Origin of the sequence: Paenibacillus oryzisoli, assembly GCF_050467285.1 — a bacterium.
Taxonomy (GTDB): Bacteria; Bacillota; Bacilli; order Paenibacillales; family NBRC-103111; genus Paenibacillus_E; species Paenibacillus_E oryzisoli_A.
On record NZ_JBCMUN010000014.1, the window covers coordinates 248,246 to 271,855 of the forward strand.

At 52.6% G+C, this 23,610-nt stretch carries 22 protein-coding genes; 4 read left to right on the forward strand and 18 right to left on the reverse strand.

Annotation, left to right across the window (positions count from 1 at the left end; translation table 11 throughout):
• Positions 1–67 precede the first annotated feature (67 nt).
• The 5 genes from ABE504_RS24290 to polA form a co-directional block, all read right to left on the reverse strand.
• Positions 68–664 (reverse strand): lytic transglycosylase domain-containing protein, encoded by a 597-nt coding sequence (locus tag ABE504_RS24290; RefSeq protein WP_430093734.1) that lies wholly within the window; start codon positions 662–664, stop codon positions 68–70.
• Complete coding sequence (coaE, locus tag ABE504_RS24295) at positions 661–1,257, reverse strand: dephospho-CoA kinase (protein WP_430093736.1); 597 nt, start codon at positions 1,255–1,257, stop codon at positions 661–663. The genes ABE504_RS24290 and coaE overlap by 4 nt, the downstream gene beginning before the upstream one ends.
• Before the next feature lie 36 nt (positions 1,258–1,293).
• Positions 1,294–2,019, reverse strand: a complete 726-nt coding sequence (locus tag ABE504_RS24300) for an MntP/YtaF family protein (protein WP_430093739.1) — start codon at positions 2,017–2,019, stop codon at positions 1,294–1,296.
• 97 nt (positions 2,020–2,116) lie between these two features.
• Complete coding sequence (mutM, locus tag ABE504_RS24305) at positions 2,117–2,977, reverse strand: DNA-formamidopyrimidine glycosylase (RefSeq protein WP_430093741.1); 861 nt, start codon at positions 2,975–2,977, stop codon at positions 2,117–2,119.
• 44 nt (positions 2,978–3,021) lie between these two features.
• Positions 3,022–5,688: a DNA polymerase I gene (gene polA, locus ABE504_RS24310; protein ID WP_430093744.1), complete on the reverse strand. Its 2,667-nt coding sequence runs from the start codon at positions 5,686–5,688 to the stop codon at positions 3,022–3,024.
• A gap of 132 nt (positions 5,689–5,820) precedes the next feature.
• Between polA and ABE504_RS24315 the strand changes: the two genes are divergently transcribed.
• Positions 5,821–6,570 carry an HAD family hydrolase gene (locus ABE504_RS24315; protein WP_430093746.1) on the forward strand — a complete coding sequence of 250 codons (750 nt, stop codon included), beginning with the start codon at positions 5,821–5,823 and terminating at the stop codon, positions 6,568–6,570.
• A gap of 7 nt (positions 6,571–6,577) precedes the next feature.
• Here the strand turns inward: ABE504_RS24315 and ABE504_RS24320 are convergent, their stop codons facing one another.
• Positions 6,578–8,317 carry a GGDEF domain-containing protein gene (locus tag ABE504_RS24320; RefSeq protein WP_430093749.1) on the reverse strand — a complete coding sequence of 580 codons (1,740 nt, stop codon included), beginning with the start codon at positions 8,315–8,317 and terminating at the stop codon, positions 6,578–6,580.
• A 189-nt stretch (positions 8,318–8,506) separates the two neighbouring features.
• Here ABE504_RS24320 and ABE504_RS24325 point away from each other — a divergent pair, with 189 nt between their 5' ends.
• Positions 8,507–10,078 carry a response regulator gene (locus tag ABE504_RS24325; RefSeq protein WP_430093752.1) on the forward strand — a complete coding sequence of 524 codons (1,572 nt, stop codon included), beginning with the start codon at positions 8,507–8,509 and terminating at the stop codon, positions 10,076–10,078.
• Positions 10,079–10,135: 57 nt separating this feature from the next.
• On the opposite strand, the gene phoU is transcribed toward ABE504_RS24325, so the two are convergent.
• The 5 genes from phoU to ABE504_RS24350 all read right to left on the reverse strand — a co-directional run bounded on the left by phoU (position 10,136) and on the right by ABE504_RS24350 (position 14,461).
• A complete protein-coding gene (gene phoU / locus ABE504_RS24330) occupies positions 10,136–10,795 on the reverse strand; it encodes a phosphate signaling complex protein PhoU (protein ID WP_430093754.1) in 660 nt (219 codons plus the stop codon).
• Positions 10,796–10,818: 23 nt separating this feature from the next.
• The gene (gene pstB / locus ABE504_RS24335; RefSeq protein WP_430093756.1) at positions 10,819–11,580 is read right to left on the reverse strand and encodes a phosphate ABC transporter ATP-binding protein PstB; all 762 of its coding nucleotides are present in this window, start codon (positions 11,578–11,580) and stop codon (positions 10,819–10,821) included.
• 3 nt (positions 11,581–11,583) lie between these two features.
• Positions 11,584–12,441, reverse strand: a complete 858-nt coding sequence (gene pstA / locus ABE504_RS24340; protein ID WP_126139490.1) for a phosphate ABC transporter permease PstA — start codon at positions 12,439–12,441, stop codon at positions 11,584–11,586.
• Complete coding sequence (gene pstC / locus ABE504_RS24345; RefSeq protein WP_430093809.1) at positions 12,438–13,364, reverse strand: phosphate ABC transporter permease subunit PstC; 927 nt, start codon at positions 13,362–13,364, stop codon at positions 12,438–12,440. Before pstC ends, pstA begins: the two co-directional genes overlap by 4 nt.
• 173 nt (positions 13,365–13,537) lie before the next feature.
• Positions 13,538–14,461 (reverse strand): phosphate ABC transporter substrate-binding protein, encoded by a 924-nt coding sequence (locus ABE504_RS24350; protein WP_430093759.1) that lies wholly within the window; start codon positions 14,459–14,461, stop codon positions 13,538–13,540.
• A gap of 256 nt (positions 14,462–14,717) precedes the next feature.
• Between ABE504_RS24350 and ABE504_RS24355 the strand changes: the two genes are divergently transcribed.
• Entirely contained in the window at positions 14,718–16,745 is a 2,028-nt protein-coding gene (locus tag ABE504_RS24355; RefSeq protein ID WP_430093760.1) for a methyl-accepting chemotaxis protein, read from the forward strand.
• Between the two features lie 60 nt (positions 16,746–16,805).
• On the opposite strand, the gene motB is transcribed toward ABE504_RS24355, so the two are convergent.
• From motB to ABE504_RS24380, 5 genes are all read right to left on the reverse strand, one after another.
• On the reverse strand, positions 16,806–17,612 hold the full coding sequence (gene motB / locus ABE504_RS24360) for a flagellar motor protein MotB (protein ID WP_430093762.1): 807 nt from the start codon (positions 17,610–17,612) through the stop codon (positions 16,806–16,808).
• The gene (gene motA / locus ABE504_RS24365; RefSeq protein ID WP_430093764.1) at positions 17,609–18,403 is read right to left on the reverse strand and encodes a flagellar motor stator protein MotA; all 795 of its coding nucleotides are present in this window, start codon (positions 18,401–18,403) and stop codon (positions 17,609–17,611) included. The genes motB and motA overlap by 4 nt, the downstream gene beginning before the upstream one ends.
• 331 nt (positions 18,404–18,734) lie before the next feature.
• The gene (locus tag ABE504_RS24370) at positions 18,735–19,346 is read right to left on the reverse strand and encodes a DUF1273 domain-containing protein (RefSeq protein ID WP_430093766.1); all 612 of its coding nucleotides are present in this window, start codon (positions 19,344–19,346) and stop codon (positions 18,735–18,737) included.
• A 163-nt stretch (positions 19,347–19,509) separates the two neighbouring features.
• Entirely contained in the window at positions 19,510–20,535 is a 1,026-nt protein-coding gene (locus tag ABE504_RS24375; RefSeq protein WP_430093769.1) for a dienelactone hydrolase family protein, read from the reverse strand.
• Positions 20,536–20,562: 27 nt separating this feature from the next.
• A complete protein-coding gene (locus ABE504_RS24380; protein WP_430093770.1) occupies positions 20,563–21,849 on the reverse strand; it encodes a Gfo/Idh/MocA family oxidoreductase in 1,287 nt (428 codons plus the stop codon).
• 152 nt (positions 21,850–22,001) lie between these two features.
• On the opposite strand from ABE504_RS24380, the gene ABE504_RS24385 reads away from it, so the two are divergent.
• Positions 22,002–22,829 (forward strand): helix-turn-helix domain-containing protein, encoded by an 828-nt coding sequence (locus tag ABE504_RS24385; protein WP_430093772.1) that lies wholly within the window; start codon positions 22,002–22,004, stop codon positions 22,827–22,829.
• Positions 22,830–22,901: 72 nt separating this feature from the next.
• Here ABE504_RS24385 and ABE504_RS24390 read toward each other — a convergent pair whose 3' ends face one another.
• Complete coding sequence (locus ABE504_RS24390; protein ID WP_430093774.1) at positions 22,902–23,072, reverse strand: hypothetical protein; 171 nt, start codon at positions 23,070–23,072, stop codon at positions 22,902–22,904.
• A gap of 66 nt (positions 23,073–23,138) precedes the next feature.
• Positions 23,139–23,489 carry a hypothetical protein gene (locus tag ABE504_RS24395; RefSeq protein ID WP_430093777.1) on the reverse strand — a complete coding sequence of 117 codons (351 nt, stop codon included), beginning with the start codon at positions 23,487–23,489 and terminating at the stop codon, positions 23,139–23,141.
• Positions 23,490–23,610 lie beyond the last annotated feature (121 nt).

Sequence of the window (23,610 nt, forward strand, 5' to 3'; positions counted from 1 at the left end):
CTGCTAAAACAGGAAGTATTGGACTCCCGCTCCATCCCGGAGCTAGTCCAATGCTTCTTTGTTTTGGTTATGCGGATTCGCCGCTTTCCTGCCACTGCTCCGCATACAACTTCGTATATTTGTCGTAGTAAAACAGCACACGCTGCAAATAATGACGCGTTTCCCCGAACGGAATTTGCGAGCTATTCTCTTCGGTGCCGTCCCAAACTCCGCTATTTTTCCACTTATTGACGTTGCCCTGCCCCGCATTGTACGCCGCAATGGCATACACCATATTGCCGTTGTAATGCTTGATCAGCCAGCTCACATACCAAGACCCTAGATAAATGTTCAAATCCGTCTTGAGCAGATCGTCGCGCGACTTTACGCCTATATCGGCGGACTCCACGATCCAGTCTGCGGTATCCGGCATAAGCTGCATGAGCCCGATCGCACCTTTGCTCGACTCTAAATGATACTGGTAATTCGTTTCCACACGGATAATCGCGGCAATCAAAAAAGGATCTACCTTGTGTTTCGCTGCGCTTGTCTTTATCTCCTGCTCATAATGGATCGGATACAGCTTTCTTCCAATATAGGCACTGTTCAAAAAAAGCGTCGCTACAAATACAATCAGCAAAATCGCAAATATCCGTTTTTTACGCCAAAACGCCATGCGAATCATGAGAACCCCTTTTCGGTTAAAAAGTGTTCGACCTGCTGCGTCGTTTGTTCCAGCGTTCCGCTATTGTCGATAACGAAGTCTGCAAGGCTTCGCTTCTCCTCAATTCCCATCTGCGCTTCCAAGCGGAGCGCCGCCTGATCCTCCGTCAAGCCGTCGCGTGCGATCAAGCGCTTCAATTGAACCTCGCGCGGGACATACACGACCAACGTAGCCTCAAACATCGACGCCAGTCCTGATTCAAAAAGCAGCGGCACATCGACAACGACGAGCTTGTCCGGATGTTCTCGTTCGTAGTCTGCCATCTGGCTGCGCATCGCAGCCCGAATTGGAGGATGGAGAATGCTCTCCAATGCCTTACGCTGCTCTTCCGAGCCGAAGATGAGCTCACCGAGCTTCTTTCGGTGCAGCGACCCGTCGGGGTTCAGTACGGCTTGTCCAAAATGCGCGGCAACCTGTTCGAGAACAGGGCTGCCCGGCTGGACGACATCGCGTGCGATTTGATCCGCATCTACTAACAGGGCGCCGCGGCTGACGAGCATGCCGCTGACCGTGCTTTTCCCGCAAGCAATTCCTCCTGTTAAGCCGATATTCATAAGCTTCTCTCCTCAATATGACATGATGATTTCGTTTTACAGCATTTTAATAAGTCCCATGAGAATCAGCACGCAGCCCGGAAGAATGGAGAGCTTTTGCATCCAAGTCATATCAGCGTACTTGAGTCCGATGCGAAGCCCGACGGCGATGAACGCGCCGCTGGCAACCGCGATGACGGACGCGGTCAGAATCGGCGCAAAGCCAATCAAAGCGGCCCCGATGCCGGCGCCAAAGGAGTCCAGCGAAAGCGCAAGACCGAGCAGCGTCGCCTCGGAGGCGGAAATGTTACCCGATTTATCGACATCCGCGATGGACGGAGTGCGAAGAATTTGGATCACCAGCCCAAAGCGTTTCAATTCAATATTCAAAATCTCTTTCGTTCGCTGCAGCGTATCGAGCGGAATCGGCTGTTCAGCCGTGCCTGCCGAAGCGCCCTGAACTGCGCTGACAGAAGCCTCACGTGCCTGACCTGCCGAAGTTTCCTGCGCTTTCTGCCCTTGCCAGGTTTGGATCAACGCCCAGATCCCGATGCCGATCAGGATCAGAGCCCCGATGCGTCTGGCCATACCGGGCGACATGTAGGACGACATCAACACGCCAATCTGCATCGAAGCCAAAATAATGATGCCTGACCAGAGCGATATAATCCCGATAGAGACGAGCGGAATACGTATTTTTCTTAACCCATACATCACGCCGACACCGAAGCCGTCGAGCGAAACGGCGAACGCCAAAATGATCAAAGAAAGTGCAGGAAGCATACGACCCCTCCTAAGAGTAATACCCGATTACGAGCCGTTTGAGCCGGTTATCTAGGCGAATACTCCTTATCATATGGGGGCTGGGCGCTTCGTGTGACTAATCTTGCGACTTCTTTTGCGCGCGCTTGCGTTTCAAAGGCTGGCATGTCGGGCACGTGTGGGTGCCGCGGCCGCCAACGACGGTCTTTACAATGGGGCTGCCGCACGTTTTGCATGGCTGCGATTCTCTGCCATAGATGTTCAACTGGTGCTGAAACATCCCCATTTCGCCCTGTCCGTTGACATAGGACTTGACGGATGAGCCCCCGACCTCGACGGATTCGCGCAGCGTCTGAACAATCGATGCATGCAGCGCAGCAAGCTCCTTGCGGCTTAAAGAGGAGGCTTCCCGCTCAGGATGAATGCCCGCAAGGAACAGGGACTCGTCTACATAAATATTCCCGATGCCGACGATATATGCCTGATTGAGCAGCAAGGGCTTGATCTTCGTCTTGCGATGCCCAATCGCTTGGCGGAACGCTTCGAAGGTGAAATCTTCCTCCAGCGGTTCCAGGCCCAGCTTATGCAGCGGCGGCTGCTTCAGGTCCTCGCCTTTGGGAAACAGATGCATGGTACCAAATTGACGCACGTCTTTATAGCGAAGTTCAGTCCCATCCGTAAAATGAAAAATGACATGCGTATGGAGCTCGAGCGGCTCTCCGGCCTGATACAGACCGTAGCGGCCTTCCATCCGCAGATGGGAGACGAGCACGTAATCGGTCAGGATGACACGCAGGAACTTGCCCCTGCGTTCAATCGTTTCGACCGTTTGTCCTTGAAGCAGGACCTCGAACTGCTGAATATCGTCCGGCTTCTGTATAATGCGGGGCAGCCTCACCTGAACCCGCTCCATCGTTTTTCCAGTGATGAGCTCATTTAATGTACGTTTGACGGTTTCGACTTCCGGTAATTCAGGCATGGCTGTTCACCTCGTTTTGTTAAAAGTTAGGGTAAAGCTTAGCTTTACTTGGCGTCGTACCAAGTCAGGCCGTAATCGACGTCGGCGCGGAGAGGTACATCCAGCTCCAGCGCGGCCGCCATCACTTCCGGCACGAGCCGCTTCATCGTCTCCAATTCCTCTTCCGGCACTTCGAAGACCAATTCGTCATGCACCTGCAGGAGCATGCGGCTCCGCAGCCCTTCCTGCTTCAGGCGCTCCGCCATCTGCACCATCGCCAGTTTGATAATATCCGCCGCGGTGCCCTGAATCGGCGTATTCATCGCTGTCCGTTCCGCGAAGGAACGGATATTGAAGTTCGACGCTGTTATTTCCGGCAGATAGCGCCTGCGCTGCAGCAGCGTCGTCACGTAGCCGTTCGCTCGCGCGTCTTTGACAATATCGTCCATATATTTGCGTACGCCTTGGAACACGGCGAAATACTGTTCGATGAACTGAGCCGCTTCCCGGCGGGTGATGTCCAAGTTCTGCGACAAGCCATAGTCGCTAATGCCGTACACGATCCCGAAGTTGACCGCTTTCGCCTGGCGGCGCATGTTGCTGTCCACCGCCGACGCCTCCACGCCGAAGACGTCCATGGCCGTCTTCGTGTGAATGTCCATATTCTGAAGGAACGCTTCCTTCAGCTTCTCATCCTGCGAGATGTGCGCGAGCACGCGCAGCTCGATCTGCGAGTAATCCGCCGCAAGAATGTACCAGCCGGGCTCGGACGGGACGAACACTTTGCGGATTTTGCGCCCTTCCTCAAGCCGAATCGGGATATTCTGGAGATTCGGGAATTGTGAGCTCAGCCTGCCCGTGGCGGCGATCGTCTGCCGGTAATACGTGTGTACCTTGCCGGTCTCTGATCGCACCTCTTTCAGCAGGCCTTCGACGTAGGTCGACTGCAGCTTCGCCAGCGAACGGTAGTTCAGGATCTGCCCGACCACTTCGTTATAGGGCGCGAGCCGCTCCAGCACCTCGGCGTCCGTCGAGTAGCCGGTCTTGGTTTTCTTATAAGCTGGCAGCCCCAGCTTCTCAAACAGAATATCGCCGAGCTGCTTCGGCGAATTGATGTTGAACTCGACGCCGGCGAGCTTGTAGATGCTGGCCATGATCGTGTCCAGCTGGGCGGCAAGCTCCACGCCGAGCGCCTTCAAGCCCTCGGCATTCACGCAGATGCCGCGCAGCTCCATCTCCGCGAGAACGCTCGCGAGCGGCAGCTCCAGTTCGTAGAAGAGGCGATGCATCTCGCTCTTCTCCAGTTCTACGCGCAGCACAGGCACCATGCGCGCCATCGCCATCGCTTTGCGGCCCAGGTGCTCGCTAAGCGCAGCTTCTTCCGGCAGGCGGAACTTCGCGCCTTTGCCGAACACCTCTTCGTCGGCCTTCATGCCCGGCAGACCGTATTTGGCCGATAGGCCGCTCAGCGTCAGATTCGAATCTGTCGGATCGAGCAGGTACGCGGCCAGCAGCACGTCAAAATCAACGCCGGCGAGCGGAATATCCTGCCAGGCGAGGGCGAGCAGCGCGCGGTGCACGTCGAACAGCTGCTTCTTCTTCGAAGCGTCGCTGAGCCACGCGCGCAAGGACTGCCCGGCGTCGCTGCCCAGCACCGCCATCGGCACATAATAGGACGTATTCGTGCCGTCCTCGTCCATAAACCACACGACGCCGACCATCTCCGCTTGATGCGGATTGTCGCCGATCGCCTCCACGTGGATCGCGGCGTGGTCATCCAGCCGTTCGATGAGCTGCTGCACATTCTCGGCGTTCACCGTGACCGCTTCGAGGCTCTCGATGGCGGCCTGCTCTTCCTCTGTGAGAGGAGCGCTGCCGAAATCCATCTTCTCGAGCAGCGACTTAAACTCCAGCTTCCGGAACATACTGGAAAGAGCCGTCCCATCGAAGCCGTCATAGCGCAGCGTGCTCCATTCCGTTTCCATCGGCACCTCGCGGAAAATCGTCGCGAGCTCCTTGCTCATGAGCGCGCTCTTGGCGTGCTCTTCGACTTTTTCCTTCATTTTACCCTTGAGACTGTCCGCATTCGCGAGCACCGCTTCGACCGTGCCGAATTCATGCAGCATTTTCAGCGCTGTCTTCTCCCCAACCCCCGGAATGCCCGGAATGTTGTCGGACGTATCGCCCATAAGCCCCTTGAGATCGATAATCTGCTGCGGTGTCAGCCCGTATTTCTCCATGATCGCAGGCGGATCGTACAGCTCCACTTCGCTGATCCCCTTGCGCGTAATGGCAATGGTGACGTGATCGGAAGCAAGCTGCAGCATGTCCTTGTCGCCGGAGACGAGCAGCACGCGCTCTCCCTTGGCGTCTGCGGCTTTCGTCAGTGTGCCGATAATATCGTCGGCCTCATAGCCGGACAATTCAAATTGCGGGATATTGAACGCTTTCAACAACTCTTTAATGAGCGGAAATTGCTCGGAGAGCTCCGGCGGGGTTTTAGCCCGTCCGCCTTTGTAGTCGCCATATTCTTTATGTCGAAACGTGATCTTCCCGGCATCGAACGCCACGAGAAAATGCGTCGGTTTTTCTTCTTCAATCAATTTGAGCAGCATGGTCGTAAAGCCGTAAACCGCATTGGTATGCAGACCGTTAGAGTTGCTAAGCAGAGGAAGCGCGTAGAACGCACGGTTTGCAATCGAGTTGCCGTCTATAATAATTAACTTATCCATGAATTCACCCCGATTTTTAGACATACTTCTTCCATCATAGCATATGAAATTAAAATAAAAAAACGGTTCCCAACATAAGTATGTAAGGAACCCCTGAATCGGGGGTCTGGTCTTCAGAAGGAGGATCTCCGTATGAGCCCTTTTTTCTCGCCAAACCGCAAAAAACAACTTTTTTTCGATATGAACAATACGATTCTGGACCGCAGGCAATGCTTTGATTCCGCATTTTTGGAGGTGATGAACGGCTTTACCGCCCGTTGGGATCCGGATGAGGGCGTGACCGCAAACGAAGCGCTGCAAAGCTATAAAGCCGAATGGAGCCGGCACCGGAAAGCTCCGATCCGCAGCCCCATTTCGCCTGACGAGCTTCGGCACATTTGCCTGACCAAAGCGCTGCAAGCCATGCCCATCCAGGTGAGCACGGCGTTTACGCGCAACTTTTTCGAGCGAGTCGAAGAGCGGGAAGATAATTACGTCGCCCTGTTTCCCGGTGTGGAAGATACGCTCGACATTTTATCCAAACATTATCAGCTCGCAATCATCTCCAACGGCAACCGCAAGCGGCTGCAGAACAATCTGGAGAAAATGAAGCTGACTACCTGGTTCACCCCGGACCGGCTGTTTGCTTCGGAGAAGGACGGCCCGCGCAAGCCTCACCCTGCGATCTTTGAGCAAGCGATCAGAGCGATGGGAACGATGCCCGGGCACAGCGTGATGATCGGCAACTCGTGGAAAAACGATGTCGTCGGCGCTGCACAGACCGGCATGGATGCCGTCTGGATTCACCCAGGCAATGTAAAAAAAATTTCCGAGCGCCGCATCGGCAAGCAAAAGGTTGTGATCATCCGCTCGTTCAAGCAGTTAATCTATACCTTTTCGTGAACCTGCGCTATATTTTCTGATAAAAATAAATGCTGCCGTGATACGCTTTCGCTTTCTTCTTGAGCTGTGCAGCCGTTTGCGAGATCAATTCGATGGATGCCACCGAATCGCAGCTGCACACCACCAAGGAAAGCGAAAGCGTAACACCATGAATCGGCACCGGATTCCCGCTCCGATCCCACACCTGCTCGATCTCCTGTCCGTCATAAAACATCCCCACGCCGCTGTCAAACCGACGGATCATCTCCTCGCACAACAGTTTCGGCGATAACGTCGTCGAAATCGCAATGAAATCGTCCCCGCCCACATGGCCGACAAAATCGTGCGGCGTTCCATAGAACGCAATCGCCTGCTGCAGCACATCGGCCGTGTACTGAATCATCCCGTCCCCTTTTTGAAACCCGAACCGGTCGTTGTACCATTTGAAATGGTCCAAATCCGCATACACCACATGAAATGGCCTGCACTCCATAATTCGCCGGTTGATTTCCCGGTTGATCTGACGGTTGCCCGGCAAGCCGGTCAGCGGATTCGCTACGCGCGCAGATTCCATTTGCACATTCGTGATGCTCTCCAGAATCGTCCGAATCGACGCCGTTCCCGCCATTTTCCCATGACTTGTAATGATGACCAAATCATACAGGTGATGAATCGCGCGCGACGTCGCCTGCTGGGACACAAGCTCGACTGCCGTCTCCTCGTCGACGATCAAGGGCGAAGCGTCCATGATGCTGTCGATCGTCCGATTCCAGTACAGCGAATACGCGTACTGCCCCGCCAGATGCTGGAAGAACCGATCCCGCATCACAAGCCCGACCGGCCGCTCCTGATGGACGATCACGACGCCGATCGCCTCCTGATTTTTCTTAAAAAAATCTGCGACTTCTGAGATCACTGTCCGCTTCTCGAACACATGCACCGGCGTCTTCAAGTCTCCAATACGCCACGTCATGCTTCCGCCCTCCACCCGGCGATACTGCCAAATGATCATTTTATGCGCATCAATAACTGTTGCCGTCGTTTGCGAAGGCCGCCCCAATAAATAACCTTGTGCGTAATGTACCCCCATCTGCGTTAATTTGGCGAGTTCCTCGACCTGTTCAATGCCTTCGGCGATCAGCGATATGTTCATTTTTTGCGCGAATGTGACGAACGTTTCCAGGATGTATTCCTTTATTTTATTAAGATGAATATTCTCAATGAGCGAGCGGTCGATCTTGATAAAATCGGGCTGCAGCTCCGCAATCGCCTGCAAGGACGAGTAACCGGCTCCGGCGTCATCAATCGCGATGCGGTAGCCTTGGGCGCGGTAATGCGCAAGAATTTTCTGCGCCAGGGAGAAATCTTCAATCGAGCTGCGCTCGGTGATTTCGAATACGACATTGCGCGGGGAAAGCCCGTATTTCTGCAGCGCTTCGAGCGTCTTGCCCGGCACAAACCCGGGGTCGTGCAGCACCTGCGAAGACAGATTGATAAACAGCAGCTGCTGCGGGTGCTCCAGAATGTTGCCTTGAATCGCTTTTTCTCTGGCCAACCGCTCTAAGCGGTACAGCTCGCCCTGCTTCTCCGCGTATTGAAACATCGCGAGCGGCGATTGAAACGGGCTCTCCGCCGGTCCACGAGTCAGTGCTTCATAGCCCATCACTTGTCCATTTTGAAGCGAAATAATCGGTTGATACACAGCGTAAATCAATTGCTCCTCCAGGAGCTTGTTGAATTCCGCCCATTCTTCTGTCTGCACGCTCATGTCCATCATCCTTAGCCTTCTAGTCTGTTAGTCCCAGTTTAGCAAACCAAGTAGCGGCCTATGTTATCCAAGCGTAAAATGATTGTAAAGATTTTTCCAAAAAAAGAGGGAATTTCATTTTTTCCGCGAAACAATGAGAGACGAATTGTCAGGTGCGTACAGGCATATAAACCCGGAAAGGACATGGAGATGGAACAACAAGTAAAGATCTTGGCGGTAGATGACCGTTATGAGAACTTGCTGGCGCTAAACAGCATTTTGGCCTCTTCTTCCTATGACGTTATTTCGTTGCAATCGGGTGAAGAATGCCTTCGATATTTGCTGAAAGAACCCGCCGATCATATTGCGGTTATTCTTATGGATGTCCAGATGCCGGGCCTCAGTGGCTTTGAAACCGTTGAACTGATCAAACAGCGTAAAGCCTATCAGGATATTCCGATCATTTTTCTAACCGCTTTAAGCACGTCCATCGAGCATGTGCTGCGCGGCTATCATGTAGGATCGATTGATTATTTATTCAAACCCGTACACCCCAAAATGCTGCGCATGAAGGTGGACGGCTTCGTCAACATGCACCTCAATCATCAGAAACTGAAAATTCAAAGCGAGCTCTTACATAAACGGACGCTGGATTTGGAAGAAACGAACCGCAAGTTGGCGGAAGCGGAAGAAAAGCTGATTCAGCAAAATGTTCTCCTTGAACAATGGGTTGAAGAGCGCACCACTGAGCTGGTTGACGCGCACCAGAAATTAATGAATTCGCAGGAGCATTTTAAGAAAATGTTCATCCTTTCCCCTTCGCTCATGTCCATTCGCCGCCTGCCCGATCTGACCTATCTGGAAGTGAATGAAAGCTGGAAGCAGTACACCGGATACGGCGACGAAATTATCGGCACGAACCTCGATCTGCTCAGCCCCGAATCGGATGCGAATGTCAATCTGTGCGATATTCTGCATAACGAGAAAGTCAAATACGTCACCAAATCCGGCGAAGTGCGCACCGCGCTGCTGTCGACGGAAATCATCGATATTGAGCATGACAAATGTTTGCTGGAAGTGGGGGTCGATGTGACCGAGAGCCTCCGCTTCGAGAGCGAGATGGCCCGTCTGGCGCAGCTGAATCTCGTCGGCGAGATGGCGGCCGGCATCGCCCATGAAATCCGCAATCCGATGACGACGATCCGCGGCTTTCTGCAGTTGTTCCGAGAGAACGACCGGCATATGCAAAAGGAATACATTCCGATCATGCTCGAGGAGCTTGACCGCGCGAACGATATTATTACCGAATACTTATCGCTCGCCAAGAATAAGACGTCTTACCAAAAATCCGAAAGCCTCAACCGCATCATCGAATCGCTGCTGCCGCTGATTCAGGCGGAAGCCGTCATGTGCGGCAAGCATGTCCACGGCAATCTGAGCTCCTGTCCGGACATTCAGCTTGACGATAAAGAGATTCGCCAGCTCATTCTGAATATGTGCATGAACGGCTTGGAAGCGATGAGCGTTGGCGGAACGCTCTGTATTGAAACGTATCAAGACGACACGCATGTCGTGCTCCTGATTGCGGATGAAGGCACAGGCATTTCCGCCGAGCATCTGGAGAAGCTGGGACGTCCGTTCTTTACCACGAAGGATGAAGGCACAGGCCTCGGTCTCGCGATCTGCTACTCCATTGCGGCTAGGCATCAAGCGACGATTGAAGTGAACTCCAGCTCGAAAGGCACGACGTTTATGATTCGATTTCCAATGCAGGCCGCATAAAGAAGGGCAGCCCACATGGTCGAGTTTCGACCAGTGGGCTGCCCTTTTGTTATAAACTTATATGTTCAAATCTTTCCGTTTGCCCGTGACCATGTAGATGACACCCTCGCCGATATTCGTCGTGTGGTCCGCCACACGCTCCAGGAAGTGTGCGACGAACATCAGGTGCGTCAATTGACGGTTGCGGTTGTAATCCGTCCCCATGAGGCCCATCAGCTCCTGCATGACACTGCTGTACAGCTTGTCGACGCGGTCGTCCTTCTCCGCAAGCGCAGCCGCGCGGTGCACGTCGCGCTCCGTGTAGGAGAGCAGGCTCTCATGCAGCATCTCGATCGCGATTTCCGCCATTTGCGGAATCACTTCAAGGGGTTTGACGAGCTCCTCGCCTGCAAAACGGATCGTGATTTTCGCGATATCCACGGCATGATCCGCAATCCGTTCCAAATCGGTAGCGATCTTCAACGCCGTTCCAATGATCCGCAGGTCACTCGCCATCGGCTGCTGAAGCGCAATCAGCCTGAGGCACAATTCATCGATTCTCGTTAAATAATCATCAATTAAATCATCAGTGCTGATAACTTGCTGAGCCGCTTTCTCGTCCAACGCCGCCAGCGATTGGACCGATTTGAAGATCAGCTTCTCGACGCTCTCGCCCATTTGCTGTAATTCTTGTTGCAGTAAGCTTAGTGATTGATGAAACCCAGGTCTAGCATCCATAGTCTCTCTCCTTCTGTCCAATGTTATCCGAAACGGCCTGTAATGTAATCTTCAGTGCGCTGATCGTTCGGGTTCGTGAAAATTTTGTCCGTCTTATCCGTCTCCACCAAATAGCCGTTCAGGAAGAAGGAAGTTCGATCCGAAATACGAGCGGCTTGCTGCATGTTGTGCGTCACGATAATAATCGTGTATTTCTCTTTCAAGGTTTGTGTCAGTTCTTCGACTTTAAGCGTCGAGATCGGGTCCAGGGCAGACGTCGGCTCATCCATGAGCAGAACGTCAGGTTCAACCGCCAGCAGACGAGCGATGCAGAGACGCTGCTGCTGACCGCCGGAAAGCCCCATTGCGGATTTGTGCAGCCGATCTTTGACTTCGTCCCACAGCGCCGCTTGCACCAAGCTGCGTTCGACGATTTCGTCGAGCACCGCTTTTTTCTTCGTGCCGTGAATGCGCGGACCGTAAGCAATGTTGTCATAGATGCTCATCGGGAACGGATTCGGGCGCTGGAACACCATCCCGACCCGTTTGCGCAAAGATACGACGTCGGAATCGCCGCCATAAATGTTATGGCCGTCGACCGCGACATTCCCGGAGATCCGCACATTGTCGATCAGGTCGTTCATCCGGTTCAGCGTGCGCAGAAACGTGGATTTGCCGCAGCCGGAAGGGCCGATCAGCGCCGCGATTGTCCCTGTTTCGATTTGGAGATCAATATCATGCAGCGCATGGTTCTCGCCGTAGTATAGATTCAATTTCTCTGCTTTAATTTTATATTTAGGAGCCATGGATTATTTTCCTCCGGATAGTCGTTTTTGTAGGATTCGGCTAGGCACGCTGACAAGCAGGTTGAAAATCAGCACGACAATCAACAGCAGCGCGGCACTGCCTTTGGCAATGGCTTTGGCATCGGGAACGAGAGATTCCGCACCTACGTACCACAAATGGACAGAGAGCGTTTCTCCCATATTGAGCGGATTAAAGTCCGGGAAAAAGCGGGAAACAGACAGGCCTGCCGTATAGATCAGAATCGCCGATTCGCCCAGCGCACGGCCTGCGATTAAGGTGATGCCCGTGATCAGGGTTGGCAGCGCAGCCGGAATGAGCACTTTGCGGATCGCCTGCCATTTGGTTGAGCCGAGCGCCAGGCTCGCTTCCCAGTAGGAATCCGGCACCGTGCGAATCGACTCCTCCGTGACGCGCACCATGACCGGCAGATTCAGTAAGGCAACGGTTGCCGCACCGCCGAGAATGGAGAATTTCAAACCCAGCAGGTTCGCGAATAACAAGAAACCGAATAGACCGAATACGATCGAAGGTACCGACGACAGCGCCTCAACGGAGATGCGGACGAGATCGGTGAACCAATTCTTTTGCGCGTAAATGGCCAGATAAATGCCGGCAAACAACCCGATCGGCACAGAGATCAGCAGTGACAGGAACAGGACATAGAAGGAGTTGAACAACTGCGGGCCAACCCCGCCCCCCGCCTTAATTTCCTCCGGCTTGCCGAAAATAAAGTGCCAGGATAAATGCGGTACACCTTCCCCGAGAATCCGGATAATAAACCAGGCCAAGATGGCAATAATAACGATGCCGGAAGCCCAGAAGTAGACGGTGGCGATACGATCTGTCGTTTTGCTGGTCATTTCACTTCACTCCTCTTGGCTACGATGCGAATAACGAGAATGAGTACAAGCGAGATGATCAGCAGCAGGAGCGCCATCATGTACAAGGCGTTATTCCACGTGGAGCCATAGCTTGTATTTCCCATATCTTTAACAATGGCCGTTGTTAGAACAGTTGTGGAATCGAGTAGCGATTTCGGCATCTGCGGTGAGTTCCCGATCACCATGAACACCGCCATCGTTTCGCCGATCGCACGGCCCATCCCGAGGATGATGCCCGTGAGAATGCCTGGACGCGCTGCCGGCAGCAGCACCCGCCACATCGTCTGCCAGCGCGTGGCGCCGAGCGCCAAAGAGGCTTCTTCCAAACGGCCCGGAAGCGAGCGGATCGCATCTTCCGAGATTGAGAGAATCGTAGGCAGAATCATAATGGCGAGGATGATCGCGGCCGGCAGGATGCCGTAGCCGATGCCGCCTGCGAATTTACCCAGCGCCGGAACGATCACGGTCATCCCGATCAGACCGTACACGACGGATGGAATGCCGACGAAAAGGTCAGTCGCCGGACGCATGATTTCACGCATCCATTTTGGCGCGATTTTCGCCATAAACAGCGCGCCGGACAAAGCCAGAGGCACCGACAGGACGACTGCTACCAGCGTCATCAGCAGCGTGCTGTAGATAAACGGGAAAGCTCCGAATTTATTTTGACCCGGCGTCCAGTCTGTGGAGAAGAAAAATTCCAACGGACTTACACCTTGAAAAGTTTTAATGCCCTGCATCCCGACGAAAATAATGATGGAAAAAATAATCGCCGACACCAACGCAGCGCTTCCCACAAAAATCATTCTCATCAGTTTGTCTTGCGCATGCTGGCCGCGTGTCCATTTTGTAATGACAGGACGGCTTACATCCGAATTCTCATTGGTAAGTTGATTGACCATATAGTTCAAGGATGACTCCCCTTTCTCGTGAAGCCCAAGGCTTATCTTTACTATAGAAGATGAATGTCAATGGACGATCAATGAATTGTAAAGCCAATGTAAAAGTTTACGAATTGTAAAAGAAAAAGAGCATCTGCCTAGTAAGCAGACGCCTCTCTCGTTGCGGAACTCTATTATTTTTTGAGCAGATCAGCCGGCAGGAATTTCAGGTCACGAACTTGTTTGCCTTGGAACTCTTTGCTCATCATGTACTCGATGAACGCTTTCGCTGGATCCTTTGCTTCACCTTTTGTATACATGTGCTCAACGCCGTACAGTTTGTAAGAACCGTTTTTGATGTTGTCCTCGGAGAACGCAACACCGTCGATTTTCAGTGCTTTTACAGTGTCATCGATATACGGTGTATCCACATAACCAATGGAACCGGATTGACCGACAACCGCTGTTTTCATCGCGCCGCTGTTTTCTTGCGTAATGCCATCTTTGGAGAACTCTTTGCCGTCAAGGATGATGTTTTTCACCAGTGTACGGGAACCGGAGCTGTCTGGACGGTGAACTAGTACGATTTTCGCGTCGCTGCCGCCAACTTCTTTCCAGTTCGTGATTTTGCCCATGTAGATGTCAGCCGCTTGCGCTTTCGTTACATTGTCAACTTTCACGTCTTTATTTACGATGAATGCGAAAGGTGCGATCGCTACTTGGTGGTCAACAAGACCTTTATCTTTGAACTCAGCCGCAGGCTCAACGTCGGAGTTACCGATGTCGGAAGTGCCGTCCGCCACGTTTTTCACGCCTACGCCGGAACCGCCAGCCGTTACGTTAATGGTTACTTTCGGGTTTTTCTCCATAAACTCTGTAGCCGCTTGTTTAACCAGTGGAAGCAATGCGCTGGAACCGGAAGCTGTTACTGTGCCGGTAAGCTCCGTTTTAGGCGTTGCTGTCGGCGCTGCAGAAGTGGAAGCCGCTGTGGATGCAGCAGGTGAAGCGGAGCTGCCGTTATTGGTTTCTGTTTTTGTACCGCATGCAGCCAAAGACCCCATCATAAGTACCGCAGATAGTGTTAATGTAATCCCTTTTTTCGACATGAACTTAAACATAGTAAGCATGTCCTCCTTTAATTGTATGTTTATACTTTTGTTAGTATCGAGCCCCGTGTTGTGTGCCCTCCTAACTGACAAACCTATCGTAACAATCGAATGTAAACTCCAAACCCATGAAACGTAAACGTAATGTAAAACTTTTTATTTACATATCATTTACAAAGTTCGACGCTTTAGTTAATAGAAGACCTATATATTAATCGTAGATAGACGATTGTTTTGTCTATTCTTGTCTATATATAGGAGGGAAATTATGCGAAAGAGATTAATGACCCATGTAACGATGCGTGCAAGACTGATCGCCAGTTTTAGCAGCGTGCTTCTCATTTTTTTAGCCGTTGCCTTGTTCAACTTGCATCAAGTCACCCAAATCAAACAGCATATGGCGGAGCAAAATGAAAAAGTCGAACTGAAAGTGCTAGCGCTTGAGTTAAAAAATATGGTGCAGGAGTTAAACATCATTGCTTCGGGGCTGGAAATCTCCAAAGACCCTGTATTCGTCGTGAGATATAACGGCAACCGCACGCAGTTCAATGATTACATAAAACAGATTGGCGACACCGCTTCGACCCCCGAGCAGCTCGTATGGCGCAGCAAATTAATTCAAGCGTCGGTCGACTATATCAACAATTTCGATACCGCAGCCAGAATGATTCAAGATTCGGGAATGAAGCCAACTGACCTCGCAATCAATCTTCAATACTTATACAATGAATCGCAGACGTTAAAAAATACGATCTTCGAACTGGTCGATAAGTTCTATGTCACCTATGCCGACGCCGCCGACGCCGCCATTGCCGATTCGGCCAAGGCGCTCGATGACAGCCGCAACATTATGCTCGCTGCTTTCGGTGTCGTCTTCCTGATGACAGTCGTTATTGCCTTCCTAATTATCACATCCTTTACACGTCCGATTCACAGACTGCAAAGGGCCGTTGCCCGCATTGCCGCAGGCGATCTGACGCATACGATTAACTCGGCGTCCAGGGACGAGCTGGGACAACTCAGCAATAGCTTCGATCATATGATTGCTCAAGTCCGTCACATGCTTGGCGAGACACAAGCCATCGCTTCCTCCCTGGCCGAGCACTCGCATGAGTTCCACCGCTTCTCCCAGCTGACGGCGAACGCCAACACGGATATTCTCAAAGCAATCCATGAGATTTCGGCAGGCGCGGACGAGCAGGCGAGCAAAACCGAACAAAGCTCGGCCATCATGGCCGAGCTTGAAGAAGAAATCCGCGACATTACCGCGTATACGAACGACATGCTGCGCAGCAGCGATGAAGCGGCCGTCGGCACGCAGCAAGGGGTCACCTCCGTGACCGCCTTGAAAGCGTCGACCGCCGAGTCCCAGCTGCTGCTGCACAAAGTGAACGGCGCCATGCAGACGCTCGGCGCCAGCTCCAAACAGATCGGCGTTATCATCCGCTCGATCACAGAAATTTCCACGCAGACGAACGTCCTTGCGCTGAATGCGGCCATCGAAGCCGCGCGGGCGGGCAGCCACGGACGCGGCTTCTCGGTTATCGCCGATGAGATTCGCCAGCTGTCGCAGCAGACGAACGAGTCGTCCAAGACGATCAGCAGCATCATCGGCACGCTGCAGAAGCAAATTCAAGAGCTGCAGCTTTCACTGGGCGCTGCGCACGAGTCTGCCATGACGCAAAGCGGCCACGTGGAAGAGACCTTCGGCTCCTTCAACAGCATCGAGCGTTCGACGAGAGGCATTAAAGAGCAAATCGAACATATTCATCAAAAGATTGAAAATGTGCAGTCCCGGAACGTCCAACTCGTCGATTCGGTTCAATTCTTAGCGGCCATTGCGCAGGAAACGGCCGCTGGCGTCGAAGAGGTCAACTCGACGAGCATTGAGCAGGATTCCTCGGTCAGACGCATTGCGGAGCAGTCCGATGATATTTTGGCACTAGCGCAGCGGTTGTTTACCGAGATCAGCAAGTTCCAGATTGCGGCGGAAAATGAAGAAGCGGAGGTTGTTCTAGCGGAACAAACTTCACCGGAGCAACGCGAGGAAACGGCTTGGCAGGAGCCCATAAGCTTGCTGCATCCTGAGCATACACAAGCAGAAGAAACTGCAGCTGCGGCCCAGGCAGTTGAAGACATCGCTTCGGACACGCCGCAGAACGCTGTGCAGGAGCCGACTCCAATAGAAGAAGCATCGCCTTCCCAGACGGCGGAGCCGCAGGTGTCTGCGCCGGAGTCCAAAACAGAAAGCGCGAAAACGGAAGCTCCTGAGCGCGAGCTGTTGAAATCGAGATAAAACACAGAAACCCCACGGAGCCAAGCAGGAAAGTTCGCTTAGCCCCGTGGGGTTTTACTTTTATTGCGCAATTGCATCACTAGCTTTAACGCTGCGCAGGATGCTAACCTCGACACGGCGGTTCTTCGCCCGGCCCTCCGGCGTCGCGTTGTCGGCGACAGGACGGTATTCACCGAAGCCGATGGAGGAGAACAGCGATGGCTGCAGCTGCGGATTCACCAGCAATATTTTCATAAAATTGACGGCCCGCTTGGCGCTGAGATCCCAGTTCGTTTCGAAGTCGGCGCGATTAATCGGAACGTTATCCGTATGCCCCGCTACCTCAACTTGATAGTTTGGGTATTGCGCCAACAAGTTCCTCATATTTGCCGCAATTTGCTGCGCTTCCCCCTTGATCGTCGCGGAGCCTGAATCAAACAGCGCTTTATCGCTGATTGTAATCGTTAATTTATCCTGATCCAGTTTGGTAGTCAGCTGCTCGGCCAACCCATTGTCCTTGATAAAGGCATCCATACTTTTTTTCAACTCTTGGAGATCCTTTTCTTCCTTTTGCAGCTTGGCTGCCAGTTGGCTGTCCACATGCGATTCCTGCTTCGTCGGCGGGTTCTGATTGCTATTATTATTTTTCGTCGAGTTCGCCGCATCGTTGATCGGAATCAGATTCGAAGATGCAAACGGTGCTTCTCCGCCCGTAAAAGCATTATTCAACGATCTCATAATGGAATCGTATTTTTTCGAATCAATCTGCGAGGAAGCAAAGAGAATAATAAACAGCGCGAGAAGCAGCGTCAGCAAGTCGGCGTACGGAATGAGCCAGGATTCGTCCACGTGCTCTTCATGATCCTCATGCTTCTTCTTTTTACTCAAGACGCAGCGCCCTCCTTCATCCCCTCTTCGAACGCTTCGCGCTCATTATTCGGAATGAAAATCAGCAGCTTCTGCTTCACGGAATTGGCGGAAACGCCGGACTGGATGGAAAGAAGACCTTCCACGATCATCAATTTGATCTCCACTTCTTTCTTCGACTTCTGTTTCAGCTTGTTCGCGCAAGGGTGAAATACAACGTAACCGAGGAAAATCCCGAACATCGTTGCAACGAAGGCAGCCGAAATCAAGTGCCCCAGCTTCTCAACCTCGCTCAAATTCCCGAGCGCCGCAATCAGACCCACAACCGCGCCGAGTACCCCAAGTGTTGGCGCATAAGTACCGGCTTGCGTGAAAATACCGGCGAATTTCTTATGCCGCGCTTCCATCTCGGCAATATCTTCAAGCAGTACATCGCGCACGAATTCCGGATCGTTGCCGTCAATAATGAGGCGCATACCGCTTTTCATAAACGGATCTTGCAGCTCTTCCGCCTGCTTCTCCAAGGAAAGCAAGCCTTCGCGCCGGGTAATGGAAACCCAATTGACAAACGTTTCCACCAATTCTTTTTTCGGCATGAATTTCTGCTCGGTAAAAATAATTTTCACCAATTTCGGTATTTTCTTCACTTCATCTAATGAAAACGCGATAAACACAGCCGAAGTCGTCCCACCAAAAATAATGAGCGCCGCCGCAGGGTTGAGCAACGCAGCGAGACTCGCCCCTTTCAGCACCATCCCGACGCCAATCGAGATAAACGCGAGAACAATTCCGATCCATGATGATTTTTCCATGTATAAGCCACCTCTTCCAATATTCTGACTATCCAAGAAATGCTGTATATAAAGGATAATCATAGCAACTAATGGATAAAAAAAATGTAACCCCTTACTTCATGATAAGTCCATTCGCCTAATTAGACAATCCCTTTTTGTCATTTAATAGGTCTAAAGTATCAAATCTTGATCAAATTATGACTCTATCCGACAACTTTTGTGCATACTTTAATTCAACAATTGAACCCCTGAGTCCTGCTAATTGCGATCTTATAATTAACCAAACGCCTAATACCGTTTCACGGGCCAAAAAAACATAAAAAGCCGCAACAGATGCGGCCGTTTCTTTTTATATTTCGTCGTCGTAACCTGGATCCGCCGGATATAAATCGTAGTCTGCTTCGGCTGCGGGAAGTTCCCCCTGCTCATCTTCCGCGACGCTCGCGAGATCGAAGCTGTTAATGACAATCAACGGATACGTCTGGCGCTCGCCAAAATGCTCCGCCTGCTGTTTGATATATCGCGGCGATCCGCCGGTTTCTTCATCATAGACAAGCAGCAGTCCGTCCGTATTGCGCAGCAGGAACTTGTCCCGCTCTTTGAACTGCCAGGGGCCGTCATACTTCGTTTTGGTCACGCTGTTCACATAATCCGCCCCGCGCAAAACATTCGCGTAGTATGCTTTCTTATCGTCGCCCCACTTTTCCTCCTGCTCCAAAAAAGGGGGAATCACCGCCAACTGCAGATGGGGATAACCTGTTTTCTTTAATTCGAGCGACGCTTCCGCCGCCCATAGCTCGACGCCCCACTGGCCGCTCACGACAACCCATTCCAGCCCCTCTTCCAGAAGCGGAATCAATCGTCGCTGGATCGCCTTCTTAATAATCCCGATGCCCGCATGTTTCAGAGAGAAGATCCCCAATTCCGACGCGCGGTAGCCTGTGATCAAAATCTTTTTCACCGTAACTCTCCTCTCACAAGGACTTCTACTAGGTTAGCATAGAACGACGGGATAAGATAGGATCGTGAGTACAATTTGCAGGCTTTGGCGGCGATCAGTATAACACGGCATGAAAAAGCGGCGGTTCAGGCAGCCTGATAATCAGGCTCGAACCGCCGCTATACTAGCTGCGCAAGGCGCCGGCCAGCCAGCTGTAGGCCTGGCTGCCGTTCACTTCATGCACGCCTGCGTAGAGATGGGAGCCGAGGCTCCCACTCGCTCCCAGCGCGGCGTAGCGCTCTTCCAGGAAGGCCAGCGCCTTCCTGACGCCATCTACGGGGAAGATCGGGTCGTCTTCCCCGGAAGCGATAAAGAGCGGGCGCGGCGCTAGGAGGCCGAGCAATTCGGGCAGCTCGGCGTACGTCAGCACGCCGGGCAGGTAGTTATCGATGCAGTGCGGCACGCGCATGATGCTGTCTTTGAAGGTGTTGGTGAAGGCGCACAGCACCGTCGCCCGAATGCGCTCGTCGATCGCGGCCGTGTACGCTGCGATCAGGCCCCCGCCGGAGAAGCCGAAGCAGCCGATCCGCGTGGGATCCACGCCCTCCAGCGTCGCTAGGAGGTCGAGCGCTTTGACGGCCTCTGTCACGCGCAGCGCCGCCAGCGAAACGCCGTACATCGCCAGATGCGAAGCCAGCGTCTGGCAGGAGGAATTGCCGACCTTGCCGGCCTGCTGATCCGCCGCAAGACGCCGGTCGCCGAAGCCGATCACCTCCGGCACGAGCACGACAAAACCGCGCCGCACCAGCTCCAGCGCGTAATTGCCGTGAAGATCGTGCGGGCCGGTGTGCGGCGAGCCGTCAGGGTTCATGCCGGCGATCTGCCGGCTGCCGTAGCCGTGGCCGTGAATCGCAAGCACGGCCGGCGCAGGCGCTGTCAGCCCTTTCGGCTTCAGTACATAAGCCGGCACGCGCAGGCCCCACACTGTGCTGAATTCCACCCGCTCGCGGATGTGATCGTCCAGCTCCGCGGCTTCAAGAGGAAGAGGCCGAAGCGCCTCTTCCGCTTCGACCTCCATCCGGAGCGATGCCGCCAGCCGATCTCTCAGCCAGTTGCTGTACGCAGGCTCTCCCATCTTAAGCCGGCGTTCCCTTCGTCTGTGTTCATGCACTTCATAGAGCTGTTCCAAGCTCGTATCCGGCTGCCACATGGTAATCGCTCCTCTCCGAGATCCGTGCTAGAACTTCACCAGCTTATCGACATTAACAGGCAAGCCTGTACGCATCGAAATATTGCCCGCGATGCCAGTCAGAATCGACATCGCGCCATCCACATGCGATGCTGCACGGTTGAAACGGTCCGCAGCCGGCTCGTCGAAAATATCCTTCAGCAGCACAGGATCGCCGCCGCCGTGGCCGCCTACGCCTTCTTCAATGGCAACTTGGTAAGGTGCCGCGAACATTGGGAACACTTTGACGGATTTCTCTTTCAAAGCGCCTTCGTCTTCTTTTTTCCCACCGGAATTCACGTAGGATTGTTCGACAACGCGCATTTCGATACGGCCTTTGCTGCCGTTGATGTGCACGTTGAACCCTTCCCAAGGCAGATACGCGTTCAAAGAGTACGTCAAGATCGCTTTATTTTTGTAACGGACCATCACGCCCATCGTATCTTCAATGGAAATGCCGTCGCCGAATACGCTTTGATCTCGTTGGTAGCCGTCTTCTTGCTCCGCATCCAGGTACAGGCCTTTCAAGTGCTCGTTGCTGTCGAGGTGCAGCGCGAACGGATCGCCTTGGGCGTTCTCATTGCCTGTCGCGCGTTGATAGAACTTCGTTTCGCCGCGTTTCTCAGCATTCGCTTTGCCATAGAACATCAGGTCGCCCATCGCAAACACCGTTTGCGGCTGCGTGCCGAGCCAGAAGTTCACAAGGTCAAAATGGTGCGTAGATTTGTGCACCAGCAGGCCGCCGCCGTTCTTTTTGTCCCGGTGCCATCTGCGGAAGTAGTCCGCGCCGTGCTGCGTATTGAGCAGCCACTCGAAATGTACGGAATGCACGTCACCGATAACGCCGTCCATGATAAGTTCACGAACTTTCGTATTATGCGGCGCATAGCGATAGTTGAACGTTACGCGCAGTTGACGGCCGGTACGCTCGATCGCGTCCAGGATCTCTTGGCATTTTTCCTCGTCCACCGTCATCGGCTTCTCGGAAATGACATCGCAGCCCAATTCCATCGCTTTGATGATGTAAGTGTGGTGCGTGCGGTCAACTGTCGTGACGATCACGTAGTCCGGTTTTTCCGTCCGGATCATCTCTTCAAAACGCTCCGCTTTATACGTCGGCACTTCATGATAGCCGTATTTATCTTTGAGCAGCTTGTTGGTATAGTTCATGCGGGTTTGATTGGAATCGCAAATCGCGACAAGCTCGGATGTTTCATTAAAATCCTTCACCATCGCCCCATAGAAAAATTCAGCTCGTCCACCAGTTCCTACTACTGCATAACGCTTTTTCGCCATTTTGTGAATACCCCTCTCGTCATGTCTTACTTACGTTAAGGATAATACAAGATTTGTTGCGTTTCTAATCAAATATTACTTCACGACTTTATTTCCTTGCATATTTTGCTGTAAAATAAGAGGAGCATACGGAAATAAAGAAGGTGACTCCATTGATTGAGCCGATGATTCGCTATGAAATCGGGCGGATTCGCAGAGAGCAAGCCTATACGATGCCTGTGAATCATTTTCACGACCACTACGAAATTTATTACTTGCTCAGCGGCAAGCGCTATTACTTTATTCAGGATCGTTCCTACTTCGTTCAGGAGGGGGATCTGGTGTTCATCGACCGCAACAAGCTGCATAAAACACTGGACGCCGACAACGCCGTTCATGAGCGAATCTTGCTCAGCTTCAACGACCGATGGCTGCGTGATTTAAGTGAGCCATCCAAGGAATTGGCGTTTGCGGCGTTCCGGGACAAGCAGCGTATCTTTTCGCTAAAAGGCGCAGACCGGACATTTGCCGAAAATCTCTTGTTCACAATGCTGCGCGAACAACAGCACAAACAGACCGGCTGGGAGCTGAGCAGCCAAGCGCTGCTGACGCAGCTTTTGGTGTTTTGTACGCGTCTGATCGACTCGCAGGAAGCGACAGATGAGCAGCCGCAGGCGAGCCATCCGAAAATTTTTGAAATCGTCGCTTACATTAACGAGCACTATCAGTCGCGCCTCAGCCTGGCCACCATCTCGGACAAATTCCACATCTCGCCAAGCTACTTCTGCCGCTCGTTCAAGGTGACAACAGGGTTCTCGTTCGTGGAGTACCTTAATAGCGTACGCGTTCGCGAAGCTCAGCGGCTTCTCCGCGAGACGAAGATGAAAGTCATCGACATCGCCGAGCAAGCCGGCTTCGAAAGTGTCGCGCATTTCGGGCGCGTGTTCAAGCAGGTGACGTCGCAGACGCCGATGGCTTGCAGGAAGATGACGCGGGTGTAGGGTGGGCGATGCTCAACGAGAATCGCTTAGCGAAGAGGAGAGGGAAATCTCCTGCGAAAAAGCAGGCTTTTCTCAAAAAAATGGTGTTTTTCGCAAAATGCCTGCGATAAAGCAGTTTTTCAAGCCAGGCCCATTCAAAAAGAGAGGTCTCGCCGAATATTCCTGCCTTTTTGCAGGCATTACATCGAATCCTGAAGGAAGCAAGGGAAATTCCTGCCTTTTTGCAGGCTTGATGCTCTCCATCCGAATGACCCTCACAGCAAGAAGAGGCAGCCCCCAAAGGGCTGCCTCTCTCTCATTACTTCGCGCTCAACCAAACTGATGCCCGCACGACGAGCAGAATTTCGTCTCTGACGGCACAACTTTGCCGCAGACGCATTCTTTTTCGCCGCGCACCTCGATCAGCTTCTGCTCGAGCCCTTCAATATCCAGCTTCACCGCAGCGATGCCTTGGCTGTAGCTTTCTACGATTTCGCCATAGCGTGACGGATCCCCGGCGACATAGGCCGTGTAGACGGATTCGCCGATGAGGCCGTAAATCTTCTCGATCTCTTTTTCCTTGGATGAAATTTGCGCTTTCAACTTCGTTATTTCGACCGTTTGCTGTGCTTTCTTGGCTGCGTCGGATGCACCTTGCTTGACTTTGTCAAAAAATGACATGGGGAACCCCTCCATCAATTCGTTATTCGCTCCATAACGATTCATATGCACACCTGCCGCCATCTAACACGCTGGCTTCAATTTAGAAGCTGAAATATTGTTTCGCGTTATTGTACGAAAT